This is a genomic window from Janthinobacterium violaceinigrum (genome assembly GCF_009208555.1).
GTDB classification, from domain to species: Bacteria; Pseudomonadota; Gammaproteobacteria; order Burkholderiales; family Burkholderiaceae_D; genus Janthinobacterium; species Janthinobacterium violaceinigrum.
Genome location: NZ_WFLI01000005.1, coordinates 1 through 14,111 on the forward strand (window position 1 = coordinate 1; position 14,111 = coordinate 14,111).

Here is a 14,111-nt window from a genome sequence, read left to right on the forward strand (position 1 = left end):
TGCCGCAGCGCCAGTGGCACCTGCCGCGCCAGTCCAGCCGGCACCGCCACCCCCACCGGCCGCCGCGAAAGCACCGGCGCCGTGGGACGATGCGCCACCCGTGGCCGTGATGGAAGCGCCCGCGCCGGCACAGCAGGCGCGTCCCGCCGCGCCGCCGCCGCAAGCGCAGCAGCAGGATGACGACTTGCCGCCGTGGGTCACCGAATTTTCCGACGACAGCGCTTCGGCTGCCGTGTCGGCGCCCGCCAATGCGCCGGGCAATGCGCCCGGCGAACAGCCCGCCGTCGTCATGCCGCAGCGTGCCGCCAAGCAAGCCGCGCCCAGCGGACCGTATGTGATCACGCCCGTGCCGGGCCTGGACTGGGACGGCAACTGGCCGGCCGTCGCCGCCGTGCTGCCCTTGCGCGGCGTGGCCCAGCAGCTGGCCGTGCAGGCCGAGCTGATCGAATGCCTGCACGACGGCCACAGCACGACGTTCCGCCTGCGCGTGCCCATCGATACGTGGCGCAGTCCCGCCAACGTGGAAAAACTGGCGGCCGCGCTGACCGAGCGCTTCGGCCGCAAGGTCAGTGTCGACACGGAACTGGGCGCCGTCTGGTACACGGCCAGCGCGGAAGCGCAAGCCCACCGCGAGGCGTGCCAGCTGCAAGCGGAAGAGACCATCGCCAGCGACCCCTTCGTGCTCGACATGAAGCGCGCATTCGACGCTTTTGTCGTGCCGGGAACGATTACCCCTGCACCGGCCGGCTCCGCCGCGCCGACCCTGCATTGATGATTAACACACTCACAAACTGAATTGAACGGAGCATTCTCATGATGAAAAATCAACTGGCTGGCCTGATGAAGCAGGCGCAAGCAATGCAAGACAACATGAAAAAGGCCCAGGAACAACTGGCGCTGGTGGAAGTGGAAGGCCAGTCCGGCGCCGGCTTGGTAAAAATCGTCATGACGTGCAAGAACGACGTCAAGCGCGTTTCCATCGATCCATCCTTGCTGGCCGACGACAAGGACATGCTGGAAGACCTGGTGGCTGCCGCCTTCAACGACGCCGTGCGCAAGGCGGAAGCGACGTCCGCGGAAAAAATGGCAGGTTTGACTGGCGGTATGAACTTGCCAGCCGGCTTCAAAATGCCATTCTGATGCAACACCGCATGCGCTCGATCCATGGCACGGGGCAGGGTTGATCCATGTCCAAGTCGCTTGAATTCCTGACCGAGGCGCTGCGGCGCCTGCCCGGCGTCGGCCCCAAGTCGGCGCAGCGGATGGCATTTCATTTGTTGCAGCACGATAGGGAAGGCGCGGCCATGCTGTCGCGCGCCCTGTTCCAGGCCGTCGATGCCGTGCATCACTGCGGCCTGTGCAATACCTTTACCGAACATGAAGTGTGCGAGACCTGTCTCGACGAGGAGCGCGACAAGCGCTTGCTGTGCGTGGTGGAAACGCCCGCCGACCAGCTGATGATCGAGCAGACCTTGACCTACAAGGGCCTGTATTTCGTGCTCATGGGACGGCTGTCGCCGCTCGACGGCATCGGCCCGAAAGATATTCACCTCGAAAAATTGCTGAACCGCGCCAACGATGGCGTGGTCGGTGAAGTGGTGCTGGCCACCAACTTCACGAATGAAGGCGAAGCGACGGCCCACTACATCAGCGAAATGCTGAAGGCGCGGGGCTTGCGCGTGAGCCGCCTGGCCCGCGGCGTGCCCGTGGGCGGCGAACTGGAATACGTCGACGCGGGCACCATCGCCCGCGCGATGCTCGACCGCAGGGCAACCTGACTACAACATGACAGACGCTTCCGCATCTTCCGGCCCCCTCCAGGGCATCAAAGTCCTGGAACTGGGCACCCTGATCGCGGGGCCGTTCTGCGCCCGCATGCTGGCCGAATTCGGCGCCGACGTGATTAAGATCGAGTCGCCCGATGGCGGCGACCCCATCCGTACCTGGCGCGTGTTGAAGGATGGCACCTCGCTGTGGTGGTCGGTGCAGGCGCGCAACAAAAAAAGTTTAACGCTGAACCTGAAGTCGCCGGAAGGGCGCGCGATTGCCCGCCAGCTGGCCCTGGAAGCGGATATCATCATCGAGAACTACCGCCCCGGCGTGCTGGAAAAGTGGGACCTCGGCTACGAGCAGCTCAAGCAGATCAAGCCTTCCCTCATCATGGTGCGCCTGTCCGGCTTTGGCCAGACGGGGCCGATGAAGGACTTGCCCGGCTTCGGCGCCATCGGCGAATCGATGGGCGGCTTGCGCTATGTGTCCGGCTTTGCCGACCGCCCGCCCGTGCGCGTGGGCGTGTCCATCGGCGACTCCGTGGCGGCCCTGCACGGCGTGATCGGCGCCATGATGGCTTTGCGCCACCGCGACGTGACGGGCGGCGCGGCGGCCGGCGAAGGGCAGATGGTCGACGTGGCCCTGTACGAATCCGTGTTCAACCTGATGGAATCGCTGGTGCCCGAGTACGACCAGGCGGGCGTGGTGCGCGAGCGCACGGGCGGCTCGCTGCCCGGCATCGTGCCCTCGAATACCTACACGACGGGCGATGGCGAAAACATCGTGATTGCCGGTAATGGCGACGCCATCTTCAAGCGATTGATGCTGGCCATGGGCCGTATCGACATGGCGGGCGACCCGCAGCTGGCACGCAACGACGGCCGGGTGGCGCGCACGCAGGAAATCGACGACGCCATCGGCGCCTGGTGCGCCACGCACACGATAGACAGCGCGCTGGCCGTGCTGAAGGCAGCCGACGTACCCGCCGGCAAAATCTACTCCGTGCGCGACATGCTGAGCGATCCGCAATTTCTCGCCCGCGACATGTTCGAACAACACCATTTCGCGGACGGCACGCCCGTCAAGCTGCCCGCCATCAGCCCGAAACTGTCCGCCACGCCGGGCAAGACCCAGTGGCTGGGACCCACCCTGGGCCAGCACAACGACGAGGTGCTGGCATCGCTGGGCTATGATGCGGCCGCCATCGCGCGGCTCAAGGCCGATGGGGTGGTGTAATTCGCTATTAACCCACAGAACTAAAGCTGGGGTCAGACCCGGCGGGTCTGACCCCAGAATTTGCTTCCCGACTTATTTGATACCGATCATGCCTCCATTGTTCCGCACCGCGCTTGCCCTGGCCTCGGCCGCTGTTCTTCTTTCCGCCTGCGCCAGCTTCCCTCACGATGCACCGATCGCGGGCCTGCGCCTGATCGGCGAACAGCGCATCGCCTTGAAACAGCCGTTCGAGGGCACCACGGTGGGCGGCTTGTCCGGCATCGACTACGATGCGGCCAGCAACAGCTGGGTGATGGAAAGCGATGACCGCTCGGAAATCAATCCGGCCCGCTTCTACCGCGCCACTCTGGCCTACGACAGCACGGCCTTTTCCGCCGTGACCTTGAACAGCGTGCATTTCTTCACGCAGCCCGACGGCAGCCGCTATCCGAACCTCGCGCACGCCAAACTGGACCGTGGCGACCAGGTGCCCGACATCGAAACCATCCGCGTCGATCCGCAGGACGGCAGCCTGTGGTACGGCAGCGAAGGCAACCGCAAGGTGGGCTTGCATCCGTTCGTGCGCCACGCGGACCGCGATGGGCGTTACCTGTCCACCTTGCCCACGCCCTCCATGTTCAATGTGTCGAAGAACGAGGTCGGCTCGCGCAACAACATGAGCTTTGAGGGACTGTCGTTTGCCAGCGACGGCAAGAGCCTGTGGCTGGGCATGGAAGCGGCCCTGTACCAGGATGGCCCGCTGGCTACGCCGGACCATGGCTCGGTGGTGCGCATCACGCGCCTGGACCGCGCGGGCAAGGTGCTGGGCCAGTACGCGTATGCTATCGAGCCCGTGGCGTCGCGGCCCGCGCCGGGGCGCGAAGCGGACAATGGCGTGTCGGAAATTCTCGCCGTCAACGACCATCAAGTGCTGGTGGTGGAGCGGGCGGGCGTGGAAAACGCGGATGGCATCTACACCAACCATGTGCGCGTGTACGCGATGGACACGGAGGGCGCCACCGACATCCAGGCCATGCCGGCGCTGGCAGGCGCGGCCTATGTGCCGGCGCGCAAGCGCCTGCTGCTGGACCTGGAAAAGATCGGTTTGCCGCGGGTCGACAATATCGAAGGCATCAGCTGGGGCCCGCGCCTGGAAAACGGCCGCCGCAGCCTGGTGATGATTTCCGACGACAATTTCAACGCGCAGCAAGTCACGCAAATCCTTGCCTTCGAAGTGCTCTAGTTTCCAGGCTGGCCAGCTGGCCAGCCTGCCTGGCCAGCATGGCCGTGATCGTGTCGTGCGGCGACGGGTGGCCCAGGAAATAGCCTTGCGCCATGTCGCAGCCGTATTCTTCCAGCATCAGCAGCTGCTCGTCCGTCTCCACGCCTTCGGCCACCACCACCATCTTCAAGCCATGGGCCATGGCGATGATGGCGCGCGTGATGGCCGCGTTTTCCGTATCCTGCGGCAAGCCGGCAATAAAGCTCTTGTCGATTTTTAATGCCCGCACGTCGAAGCGTTTCAGGTAATTCATTGAAGAATAGCCCGTGCCGAAGTCGTCGATGGACAGATACACGCCGATGCCGCGCAACTGCTCCAGGGTCACCATGGTGGCGCGCGCATCGTCCATCAGGGTGCCTTCCGTCAATTCCAGTTCCAGCAGGCGCGCGTCCAGGCCCGTGTCGGCCAGGGCCGACAGCACGATCTGCATCAGGTTTTCATCCTTGAATTGCTTGGCTGACAGGTTTACGGCCATGCGGATGGCCCGCCCGCCATCGTTTTGCCACGCCTTGGCCTGGTTGCAAGCGGTGCGCAGCACCCATTCGCCGATGGGCACGATGAGTCCCGTCTCTTCGGCCAGCGGGATGAATTCCGTGGGCGAAATGATGCCCCGCTCCGGGTGGCGCCAGCGCACGAGCGCTTCCACGCCCACGATCTGCGTACTCGGCACGTCGATCTGCGGCTGGTACAGCAAGTACAGCTCGTTGTTCTGCAAGGCCTTGCGCAGACCCACTTCCATCTTGACGTGGCTCATGATTTCCATCGTCAGCGAAGAGCTGTACAGCTTGGCGTTGTTCTTGCCGCAGTTCTTCGCGTGGTACATGGCCGTGTCCGCATATTTCAACAGCGAATTGCAATCCTCGCCATCTTCCGGATACAGCGAGATGCCGATGCTGGCCGTGACGAAAATCTCGTGTCCCTCGATCATGAAGGGCCGGCGCATCGCTTCCTTGACGCGGTGCGCCACGTTGAGCGCATCTTCCACGCGCTCCAGGTCGGGGATCAGGATCGTGAATTCGTCGCCGCCCAGGCGCGCCAGGTTGCTGCCGCCGGAGGTGGGCTCGAACTCGTGTTCGGCGCGCAGCACCAGGTCGCTGGGGCGGATGGTTTCGCGCAGGCGCTCGGACACCACCTTGAGCAGATGGTCGCCCACGTCGTGGCCCAGGGTGTCGTTGATGCGCTTGAAGGCATCAAGGTCCATGAACAGCACGGCGAACTTCTTGTCGTGCTCTTTCGAGCGCAGCAGTTCGCGCTCCAGGGTTTCCAGGAACGCCTGCCGGTTGGGGATGCCCGTCAGGCTGTCGCAATAGGCGAGGCGGCGGATCTGTTCTTCCGTGCGCTTGCGCTCGCTGATGTCGCGCACCAGGCCCAGCACTTCGTCGGCGCCCGTGGCCACCAGGCGCGCCTCGAAATGGCGCGTGCTGTCCGCGTGCGTGAGCGTGTAGTCGACGGAGCCGATATGCTGCGTGGCCAGCACGGCGTGCGCCTTGTCCAGCAGGCGCGCGGCGATCTCGGGCGGCAGCACGTCGCGGATATGGCTGCCCACGCAGTCGCTGATGGAAAAGCCCGCGCTGGCGTCGTGGCCCTGTTCGTAGTCGAGATAGAAGCCTTCGCGGTTCAGGCGGAAGAAGGTGTCGGGGATGGCGGCCAGCACGGCGCGGTTGTGCGCGTCGGCGATGCGCAGGCGGGCGATGGCGTCGCTGGCGCGCAGCACGTACAGCACGCGGTGTCCGAGGATGGGCCAGTTGATGGGCTTGGAAATGAAATCCGTGGCGCCCACCTCGTAGGCGCGCGTGACGGCTTCCAGTTCGTCGCCGCCCGTGACCATGATGATGGGCACGGTGCCGCCCACTTCCTGCAGGCGGATCTCGCGGCACACGGCAAAGCCGTCCAGGGCCGGCATGTCGACATCGAGCATGACCAGGTCCGGCCCGCTGTGCTTGTAGCTGGCCAGCGCCTGCACGCCGTCCTCGGCCTCGATCACGTCCAGGCCCACCTGCGTGAGCATCTGCCGCATCAGCAATCGCATCACGGGATCGTCGTCGGCCACCAGCACCAGGCCGCGTGGGGGAGGGAGGGGCGCTGTCATGTCAGTGTTCCTTCACGAGGATGGCGCTCAGCGATTCGCGTACGGACAGGAAGGCTTGCTGCATCTCCTGCAGCAGGGTAGCCGCGCCCTCGGTGCTGCCGGCGCGGCCCAGTTTTTCCATTTCCTTGCACAGCTGCGCCAGGCCGTCGGCACCTACGTTGGCGCTGCCCGATTTGAGGCTGTGCGCCACCTTGCGCAGCGCTTCCGCATCCGCGCCGGCAATCGCTTCGCGCATGGCGGTCAGCTGGCGCGGCGTTTCGCCGGTAAAGGCGAGGATGACCCGTTCGAGCAGCGCATCGCCATCGGCGCGGGACAGGGCGCGGATGTTTTCCAGCGCCTGCCGGTTCAGCGGCTGGCCCGATGGCGGCGGGGACGGCGGTGGGACAGCCTGGGAGGCAGGCGCGGGCGGTGGCGCCTCGGGCGGCGCTTCCTGCGGCGTGGGCGGCTCCGGCGCCTCGCTGTGGTGCACGGTGGCCGCGCGCGGCAGGGTGATCCAGCGGGCAATCGTGTGGCCCAGGTCCTGCTGCGTGAACGGTTTGCTCAGGTAATCGTCCATGCCGGCCGCCAGGCACGCTTCGCGGTCGCCCTGCAGCGCATTGGCCGTGATGGCGACGATGGGCAGCACGCGCGCGTGGCCGCACTGCTGTTCGTGGCGGCGGATTTCCGCCGTGGCGGCAAAGCCGTCCATCACGGGCATCTGGCAATCCATCAGGATCAGGTCGAAGTCCTCGGCCTGCGCCGCCTGCAGGGCTTCTTCGCCGTTGCGCGCGCAGACCACGTCCAGGCCCAGGCTATCGAGCATGGCCAGCGCCACTTCCACGTTGACTGGATTGTCCTCGGCCAGCAGCACGCGGCGGCGCTGGCGCCGGCCCGCCTGGCGCGCCGCGTGCGGCGGATGGATGCGCAGGCTGTCGCTGGCGCGGGGCGGCGTGACGATGCAGTCGAACAGGTCGCATTCGCGGGCCGGCTTGATCAGCTGGAAGGCCACGCCCGCCTCGCGCCGCTGCACGGGATCGGCCGCCGCCTGTTCCGTGCTCAGCAGCAAAAGCTTGAGGTCGGCCAGCAGCGGGTCGCTCTTGATGGTGGCGGCCAGGGCCAGGCCGCTGGTGCGCGGCAATTCCATGTCCAGCAGGGCCACGGCATATGGCGTGCCCGCCTGCGCGGCCGCGCGCAGCTTGCCCAGGCAGTCGCTGGCCGTGCCTGCGCTGTCGCTGACGATGTGCCAGCTGGCCAGCTGCCGCTCCAGCACGGCGCGCGTGGCGGGTGTGTGGTCGACGATCAAGGCGCGTAACCCCCGCGTGGTTTTCAGGTTGAAGGACGGGTCATCGCTGTCGACGCGCCGCTTATCGAAATTTACTTCGAACCAGAAGATCGATCCTTGCGTTAAAGCATTATCAACGCCGATCGTGCCGCCCATCAGCTCGACCAGCTGTTTCGAGATCGTCAGTCCCAGGCCCGTGCCGCCGTGCTTGCGCGTGGTCGAGCCGTCCGCCTGCGAGAACGATTCGAAGATGCGCGTCTGCGCCTCGTTCGACACGCCGATGCCCGTGTCGTGCACTTCGAAGCGCAATCCCACGCTGGGCGCGTCTTCGCTGCACACGGTCACTTTCACGGTGACCTTGCCCGTTTCTGTGAACTTGATGGCATTGCCCAGCAAATTGACGATGATCTGGCGCAAACGGTTCGGGTCGCCGCAGATGGCGATGGGAATGTCGTAGGCGATATCGAATTCCAGGCTGATATTTTTTGCTTCCGCCTGCGGCGCGAACACATGTTCTATGTCGTCGAGCAATTCGCGGAAATTGAAGCGGATGTATTCCACGCTCAGCTTGCCCGCCTCGATCTTGGAAAAGTCGAGGATGTCGTTGATGATCACCAGCAAATTCTGCCCCGAGCGCTGCACCATGCTCGTGTAATGGCGCTGCTGCGCCGTCAGCGGACTGGCCAGCAGCAGTTCCGTCATGCCCAGCACGCCATTCATGGGCGTGCGGATTTCATGGCTCATGGTGGCGAGGAAGGCGCTTTTCGCCTGGCTGGCCGCCTCGGCCGCATCCTTGGCCTTTTCCAGCTGCGCCGTGCGCACGCCCACCTGGCGTTCCAGCTGGTCGCGGTAATTAGCCAGGGTGCTGTCGCGGCTGTCGATCTGCGCCAGCATGTCGTTGAAACTGTCGATCAGCACGCCCAGCTCGTCGCTGCGCTGGTGCGCGATGCGGTGGCTGTAGGTCTGGCTGCTGGACACCTTCTGCGCCGTGTCGATCAGCTTGGTGATCGGTTCGGCAATCACGCTCTTGAAGCGCCGCGCGAGGAACACGGCCACGAGGAAGGACAGCACGGTGGCGCCGCCGATGGCGCTCACGTGGCGGCCGATGTCGCGCCACATGTGGTTCAGGTCCGCCTCGATCAGCACGGCGCCGATGATCTCCTGCCCCGTCGCGGCCTGGCGGTAGACGGGGCGGTACAGGCGCATGGCGGGCGCCAGCGTCGTGCCCGAGCCTTGCGTGACGGGCTGCACGGCCATGTCGGCCAGCAGGGCCGGGTCCATGTCCTCCGGCGTTGCCAGCCCCTGCGCATGCTGCGGCGCGCGGTACAGGGCGAACAGGCGCCCGCCCTTGTCGAACAGGGCCGCCTGGGCAATCTCGTTGCGCGCGGACAAGGCCGCCAGCACCTGTTCCGCCTGCCCCTGCGCCGGCTTGCCCGCCAGCAAAGGCACCGCGCTGGCCGCGCCGATCACGCCCGCCAACGACAGCAGTTGCTTGCCTTCATCGTTCTTGTGGCTGAGCACGGACGTCAGCGCAAACGCCACGAACACCAGCAGCAGCGCGCAGCCCGACGACAGCACCGAAATCATGGTCAGCTTCTGGCTGATGCTGGAGCGTTGGAAATTGAACATGGTTGCGGCGCTTCCCCGGTCGGCCCGTTGGCTGTTTTTTAATTCCTATTGGAAAAATATAGACGCGAAGACACACCATGATGTTGATGTGGGTCTAATGGAAGAAAGGGGAGGGGAACTTATAAGAGAGGAAATGAAAAGGGCGGTCTCACAAGACCGCCCTCAAATTATTGCTGAGCAACAACAGCTGACTCAGCCGTAGCGAGCGGAAGGGACAGGTGGCCGAGAAGCGCAACCGTACTGTAGTACGGTGAGCATCGCAAGCCGCCTATACCGACGCGCAGTAGGCTGGGTCAGGTGTGTCCGCTAACAGCAGCCGCCGCGCTTGCCGGCCCCGCCATAACGGGCTTCCTGCCGTTCGCGGAAGAACTCTTCATACGTCATCATCGGCTCGCCGGGATGGGTCACTTCCCGGTGCGCCACATAGGTGTCGTACTCGGGCAAGCCGCACATGAGCCGCATGCTTTGCCCCAGATACCGTCCAGCCTTGATGATTTCGTCGATCATCATTGCACCGTGGGCATGGCCTGGAACGGCGTTTCCTTGGTGCTAGGCTTGCTGTCGGCGCGCGCCTTCAGAATGGTGCGGATGCCGAAGAAAAGCACGCTGATCACGACGATGACGAAGAAGGCGGCCAGGCCGGCGTCCAGGTAATCGTTGAAGATGATCTGCTGCATCTGCGCCACGGACTTGGCCGGCGCCAGCAGGGTGCCTTCATCCAATGCCGCAGAGTATTTCTTGGCATGCGCGAGGAAGCCCACGCGCGGGTTGGCATCGAAAATCTTTTGCCAGCCTGCCGTCAAGGTGCACAGCAGCAGCCAGATGGTCGGCAAGATCGTTACCCACGCATATTGTCCCCGTTTCATCTTGAACAGCACGCAGGTGCCGAGGATCAGCGCGATGGCGGCCAGCATCTGGTTGGCGATGCCGAACAGCGGCCACAGGGTGTTGATGCCGCCCAATGGATCGACCACGCCCTGGTACAGGAAGTAGCCCCAGGCCGCCACGCACAGGCCCGTGGCCAGCAGGTTGGCGATGACGTTTTCCGTCTGTTTCAGGCTAGGCACGAAGCTGCCCAGCAAATCCTGCAGCATGAAGCGGCCCGCACGCGTGCCCGCATCGACGGCCGTCAGGATGAACAGCGCTTCGAACAGGATGGCGAAGTGGTACCAGAAGGCCATCATGGCCTTGCCGCCGATGGCGCCCGACAGGATCTGCGCCATGCCGACGGCCAGGGTCGGCGCGCCGCCCGCACGCGAGATGATGCTGTGCTCGCCAACGTCCTTGGCCGTCTGCGTCAGCATGTCCGGCGTCACATAGAAGCCCCACTGCGAGATCGCTTGCGCGGCCGATTCGGCCGTGGTGCCGATCAGGGCGGCCGGGCTGTTCATGGCGAAATAGATGCCGGGCTCGATGGTCGAGGCGGCCACCAGGGCCATGATGGCAACGAACGATTCCATCAGCATGGCGCCATAGCCGATGAAGCGGGCATGGCTTTCGTTTTCAATCATCTTCGGCGTGGTGCCCGAGGAAATCAGTGCGTGGAAGCCGGAGACGGCGCCGCAGGCAATCGTGATGAACAGGAAGGGGAACAGATTGCCCGACCAGACGGGGCCGGAGCCGTCGATGAACTTGGTCATGGCCGGCATTTTCAGGTAAGGCGCGACGACGATGATGCCGATGGCCAGGCCCAGGATGGTGCCGATCTTCAGGAACGTCGACAGGTAGTCGCGCGGCGCCAGCAGCAGCCACACGGGCAGGACGGAAGCGATGAAGCCGTAGCCGATCAGCATCCACGTCAGTTCCGTGCCCGTGAACGTGAACATGGGGCCCAGCACGGCGTGTTCCTGCACGTACTGGCCGCCGATGATGGCCAGCATCAGCAGCACAAAGCCGATGATGGAGATTTCGCCGATGCGGCCCACGCGGATGAAGCGCGAGTACACGCCCATGAACAGGGCGATGGGGATCGTCGCCATCACGGTGAAGCTGCCCCATGGGGAGCCCGTCAGCGCCTTGACGACGATCAAGGCCAGCACGGCCAGGATAATGACCATGATCATGAAGCAGCCCAGGAGCGCAATCATGCCGGGAATCTCGCCCAGTTCAGCCTTGATCAGGTCGCCCAGGGAGCGGCCGTCGCGGCGCATGGAAATGAACAGCACGATGAAATCCTGCACGGCGCCCGCAAACACGACGCCCGCCAAGATCCACAGCATGCCGGGCAGATAGCCCATCTGCGCGGCCAGCACGGGGCCGACCAGGGGACCGGCGCCGGCAATAGCCGCGAAATGGTGGCCGAACAGCACGTATTTATTCGTCGGCACGTGGTCGAGGCCATCGTTGTGCTTGAAGGCGGGCGTCATGCGGCGCGCATCGAGGCCCAGCACCTTGTCGGCGATGAACAGGCTGTAGAAACGGTAGGCGATCAGGTAGACGCAGACGGCGGCGATGACGATCCAGATTGCGCTGATCGGTTCGCCGCGTTGCAGGGCGACGACGCCCAGGGACCCGGCGCCGGCCAGCGCAAGCGCTGCCCAGCCGAGCTGTTTGAAAATGCGGTTCATGCTTCCTCCAGAGATTGACGGGCGCTGTGCCGTGCGATGATGTGTGCTGCCGAGCCTGGTCGTCGCCAGTTTGGATGTTACTTTTGGTGTATCTGCAGCTTATGGCGAGTATTCAGGAATCGTATAATTGCCGCAAGCGCAGCACTACGCAGTAACGCTCAGTATTACTACGCAGGCCGATCACGGCGCCGCGACGTAAAATCACGCATTCCCACCAGCATCGACGCCGCCGGAGCGCCAGGCCATGAAACTCAGACAGAAAGTCATCTTCCTGGCCATCACGCCGCTCATACTCGCCCTGTGCGCCATCGCGTTTGCCGTGCGGCACCAGGCGATCACCTTGGCCGAGCAGCAGCGCGCCACCATCCAGCAGGCGTATCTGGCCAGCAAGGAAGCCGAACTCAAGCATTACGTGACCCTGGCCAGCCATTCCATCGCCTCCCTGTACCAGTCGGGGCGCAAGGATGGCGCCACGCAGGAAGAGGCCAAGCGCATCCTGTCCGCCCTCAGCTATGGCGACGATGGCTATTTCTTCATCTATGATTTGCAGGGCAAGTCGCTGATGCATCCGCGCCAGCCCGAGCTGGTGGGGCAGAACCTGTGGGAGCTGCGCGACGCGGAAGGCAACCTGACCATCCAGCGCCTGATGCAGCGGGCGAAGGGCGGCGGCGGCTTCGAACGCTACAACTGGATCAAACCGTCGACCAACAAGTCCGCGCCCAAGCTCGGCTATGTGATCCTGATGCCGGAGTGGGGCTGGATGATGGGCACGGGCATCTACATGGATGACGTGGACCAGGCGCTGGCCCAGGTCGACGCCCAGCAGTCGCGCAATATCCGCTCCACCATGGAATTGATCGCCGGCATCGCCATCCTCGGCTCCCTGCTGGTGGCCGCCTGCGGCCTGGTGCTGAACCTGCGCGAATTGCGCGTGGCCGATGCCAAGCTGAAAGTGCTGGCGCAGCGCGTGGTGGAGTCGCAGGAGGAAGAGCGGGCGCGGCTGTCGCGCGACTTGCATGACGGCATCAGCCAGTGGCTGGTGTCCATCAAACTGCAGATCGAGGCGGGCATCGCGCGCCTGGCCGGCAATGCAGAGCAGAAAGAAAAGGCGCCCGCCACGTTCGAGCGGGCCGCCGAGCAGCTCAACAAGGTGCTGGGCGAAGTGCGGCGCATTTCGCACAACCTGCGCCCGGCCATCCTCGACGACCTGGGCCTGGCCGCCGCGCTCGACCACCTCGTGCATGAATTTAACGACAGCAGCAGCGCGCAAGCTAGTTTCACGGCCAGTCCGGCGGCGGCGGGCGAGGGCTTGCCCGACATGGTCAATACCGTGCTGTTCCGCATTGCCCAGGAAGCGCTGACCAATTGCGAGCGCCATGCCCACGCCAGCGCCGTCGAGGTCAGCTTGCGCGAGGCGGACAAGGCCGTGGAATTGCGCATCGGGGATAATGGCGGCGGCTTCGATTTCGACGGCATCGTCCTGCACCCGCAGCGCGGCATCGGCCTGCGCAACATGACGGAACGCATGGAAGCCATCGGCGGCAGCCTGCACATCACTTCCTCGCCCGCCGGCACCGTGGTGCTGGCGCGGCTCGGCCTTTCCTCCACACACTGATAGATACGCAACCATGACCGAGAAGATCAACATCCTGCTGGTGGACGACCATCCCCTCGTGCGCGACGGCTTGCGCGCGCGCCTGGAAGCGGTGGCGCATTTCGACGTGGTGGCCGAGGCGGGCGGCGCCGACGAAGCCTTGAGCCAGGCGCGCCTCCACAAGGTGGACCTGGTGCTGATGGATATCAATATGCGCGGCACCAACGGCATCGAGGCGACGGCGCTGTTCAAGCAGGCGTTTCCGCAGATTGCCGTGCTGATCCTGTCCATGCACGACAAGCTCGAATATGTGTCGCAGGCGATTGCCGCCGGCGCGCGCGGCTATGTGCTCAAAGATGCCCCAGGGAAAGATATCGTGTTTGCCATCGAGACGGTGATGTCTGGCGGTATTTATTACAGTGCGGCCCTGGCGCGGCAACTGTCGCGCCCGCAAGTGCACGATTCCTTCCTCACCACGCGCGAGCAGCAAGTGCTGCAGCACATCGCGGCGGGCCAGTCGAACAAGCAGATCGCCCGCGACCTGGACCTGAGCGTGCGCACGGTGGAGACGCACCGGCTGAACATCAAGCGCAAGCTGGGCATCGAAGGGCAGGCTGAACTGATCAAATATGCGGTCGAGCATGCGCATGGCGGCAGTGCCTGAACGGCGCAGGCATCGCGGCATTTTTTCAAACCCGCATGGC

General features: G+C 64.4%; 10 protein-coding genes and 1 pseudogene. 7 read left to right on the top strand and 4 right to left on the bottom strand.

What is annotated here, in order from left to right:
* The 5 genes and pseudogenes from GCN75_RS05450 to GCN75_RS05470 form a co-directional block, all read left to right on the top strand.
* Positions 1 to 772 (top strand): annotated as a pseudogene (locus GCN75_RS05450) (DNA polymerase III subunit gamma/tau); the annotation flags it as partial.
* A gap of 41 nt (positions 773 to 813) precedes the next feature.
* Entirely contained in the window at positions 814 to 1,140 is a 327-nt protein-coding gene (locus GCN75_RS05455) for a YbaB/EbfC family nucleoid-associated protein (RefSeq protein ID WP_034759121.1), read from the top strand.
* A gap of 47 nt (positions 1,141 to 1,187) precedes the next feature.
* Positions 1,188 to 1,778, top strand: a complete 591-nt coding sequence (recR, locus tag GCN75_RS05460) for a recombination mediator RecR (protein WP_034786598.1) — start codon at positions 1,188 to 1,190, stop codon at positions 1,776 to 1,778.
* Between the two features lie 7 nt (positions 1,779 to 1,785).
* Positions 1,786 to 3,006, top strand: a complete 1,221-nt coding sequence (locus tag GCN75_RS05465) for a CaiB/BaiF CoA transferase family protein (RefSeq protein WP_152259491.1) — start codon at positions 1,786 to 1,788, stop codon at positions 3,004 to 3,006.
* An 88-nt stretch (positions 3,007 to 3,094) separates the two neighbouring features.
* On the top strand, positions 3,095 to 4,228 hold the full coding sequence (locus GCN75_RS05470; RefSeq protein WP_152281718.1) for an esterase-like activity of phytase family protein: 1,134 nt from the start codon (positions 3,095 to 3,097) through the stop codon (positions 4,226 to 4,228).
* Here the strand turns inward: GCN75_RS05470 and GCN75_RS05475 are convergent.
* The 4 genes from GCN75_RS05475 to GCN75_RS05490 form a co-directional block, all read right to left on the bottom strand.
* The gene (locus GCN75_RS05475; protein WP_152281719.1) at positions 4,197 to 6,356 is read right to left on the bottom strand and encodes a putative bifunctional diguanylate cyclase/phosphodiesterase; all 2,160 of its coding nucleotides are present in this window, start codon (positions 6,354 to 6,356) and stop codon (positions 4,197 to 4,199) included. The two genes, GCN75_RS05470 and GCN75_RS05475, sit on opposite strands and share 32 nt — an antisense overlap.
* Before the next feature lies 1 nt (position 6,357).
* Positions 6,358 to 9,246 carry a hybrid sensor histidine kinase/response regulator gene (locus GCN75_RS05480; RefSeq protein ID WP_152281720.1) on the bottom strand — a complete coding sequence of 963 codons (2,889 nt, stop codon included), beginning with the start codon at positions 9,244 to 9,246 and terminating at the stop codon, positions 6,358 to 6,360.
* Positions 9,247 to 9,552: 306 nt separating this feature from the next.
* Entirely contained in the window at positions 9,553 to 9,753 is a 201-nt protein-coding gene (locus GCN75_RS05485; protein ID WP_010396213.1) for a YbdD/YjiX family protein, read from the bottom strand.
* Positions 9,753 to 11,813 (bottom strand): carbon starvation CstA family protein, encoded by a 2,061-nt coding sequence (locus GCN75_RS05490; RefSeq protein ID WP_152281721.1) that lies wholly within the window; start codon positions 11,811 to 11,813, stop codon positions 9,753 to 9,755. Before GCN75_RS05490 ends, GCN75_RS05485 begins: the two co-directional genes overlap by 1 nt.
* 244 nt (positions 11,814 to 12,057) lie before the next feature.
* Here GCN75_RS05490 and GCN75_RS05495 point away from each other — a divergent pair, with 244 nt between their 5' ends.
* Both GCN75_RS05495 and GCN75_RS05500 read left to right on the top strand, forming a co-directional pair.
* A complete protein-coding gene (locus tag GCN75_RS05495; protein ID WP_152281722.1) occupies positions 12,058 to 13,428 on the top strand; it encodes a cache domain-containing protein in 1,371 nt (456 codons plus the stop codon).
* A 13-nt stretch (positions 13,429 to 13,441) separates the two neighbouring features.
* Positions 13,442 to 14,071, top strand: coding sequence for a response regulator transcription factor (locus GCN75_RS05500; protein ID WP_152281723.1), 630 nt, complete (start codon positions 13,442 to 13,444; stop codon positions 14,069 to 14,071).
* Positions 14,072 to 14,111 lie beyond the last annotated feature (40 nt).

Excerpts from the sequence above, each read along its gene's own strand:
- GCN75_RS05455 (WP_034759121.1), top strand. The coding sequence starts at position 814 with ATGATGAAAAATCAACTGGCTGGCCTGATGAAGCAGGCGCAAGCAATG.
- recR (WP_034786598.1), top strand. The coding sequence starts at position 1,188 with ATGTCCAAGTCGCTTGAATTCCTGACCGAGGCGCTGCGGCGCCTGCCC.
- GCN75_RS05465 (WP_152259491.1), top strand. The coding sequence starts at position 1,786 with ATGACAGACGCTTCCGCATCTTCCGGCCCCCTCCAGGGCATCAAAGTC.
- GCN75_RS05470 (WP_152281718.1), top strand. The coding sequence starts at position 3,095 with ATGCCTCCATTGTTCCGCACCGCGCTTGCCCTGGCCTCGGCCGCTGTT.
- GCN75_RS05475 (WP_152281719.1), bottom strand. The coding sequence starts at position 6,356 with ATGACAGCGCCCCTCCCTCCCCCACGCGGCCTGGTGCTGGTGGCCGAC.
- GCN75_RS05480 (WP_152281720.1), bottom strand. The coding sequence starts at position 9,246 with ATGTTCAATTTCCAACGCTCCAGCATCAGCCAGAAGCTGACCATGATT.
- GCN75_RS05485 (WP_010396213.1), bottom strand. The coding sequence starts at position 9,753 with ATGATCGACGAAATCATCAAGGCTGGACGGTATCTGGGGCAAAGCATG.
- GCN75_RS05490 (WP_152281721.1), bottom strand. The coding sequence starts at position 11,813 with ATGAACCGCATTTTCAAACAGCTCGGCTGGGCAGCGCTTGCGCTGGCC.
- GCN75_RS05495 (WP_152281722.1), top strand. The coding sequence starts at position 12,058 with ATGAAACTCAGACAGAAAGTCATCTTCCTGGCCATCACGCCGCTCATA.
- GCN75_RS05500 (WP_152281723.1), top strand. The coding sequence starts at position 13,442 with ATGACCGAGAAGATCAACATCCTGCTGGTGGACGACCATCCCCTCGTG.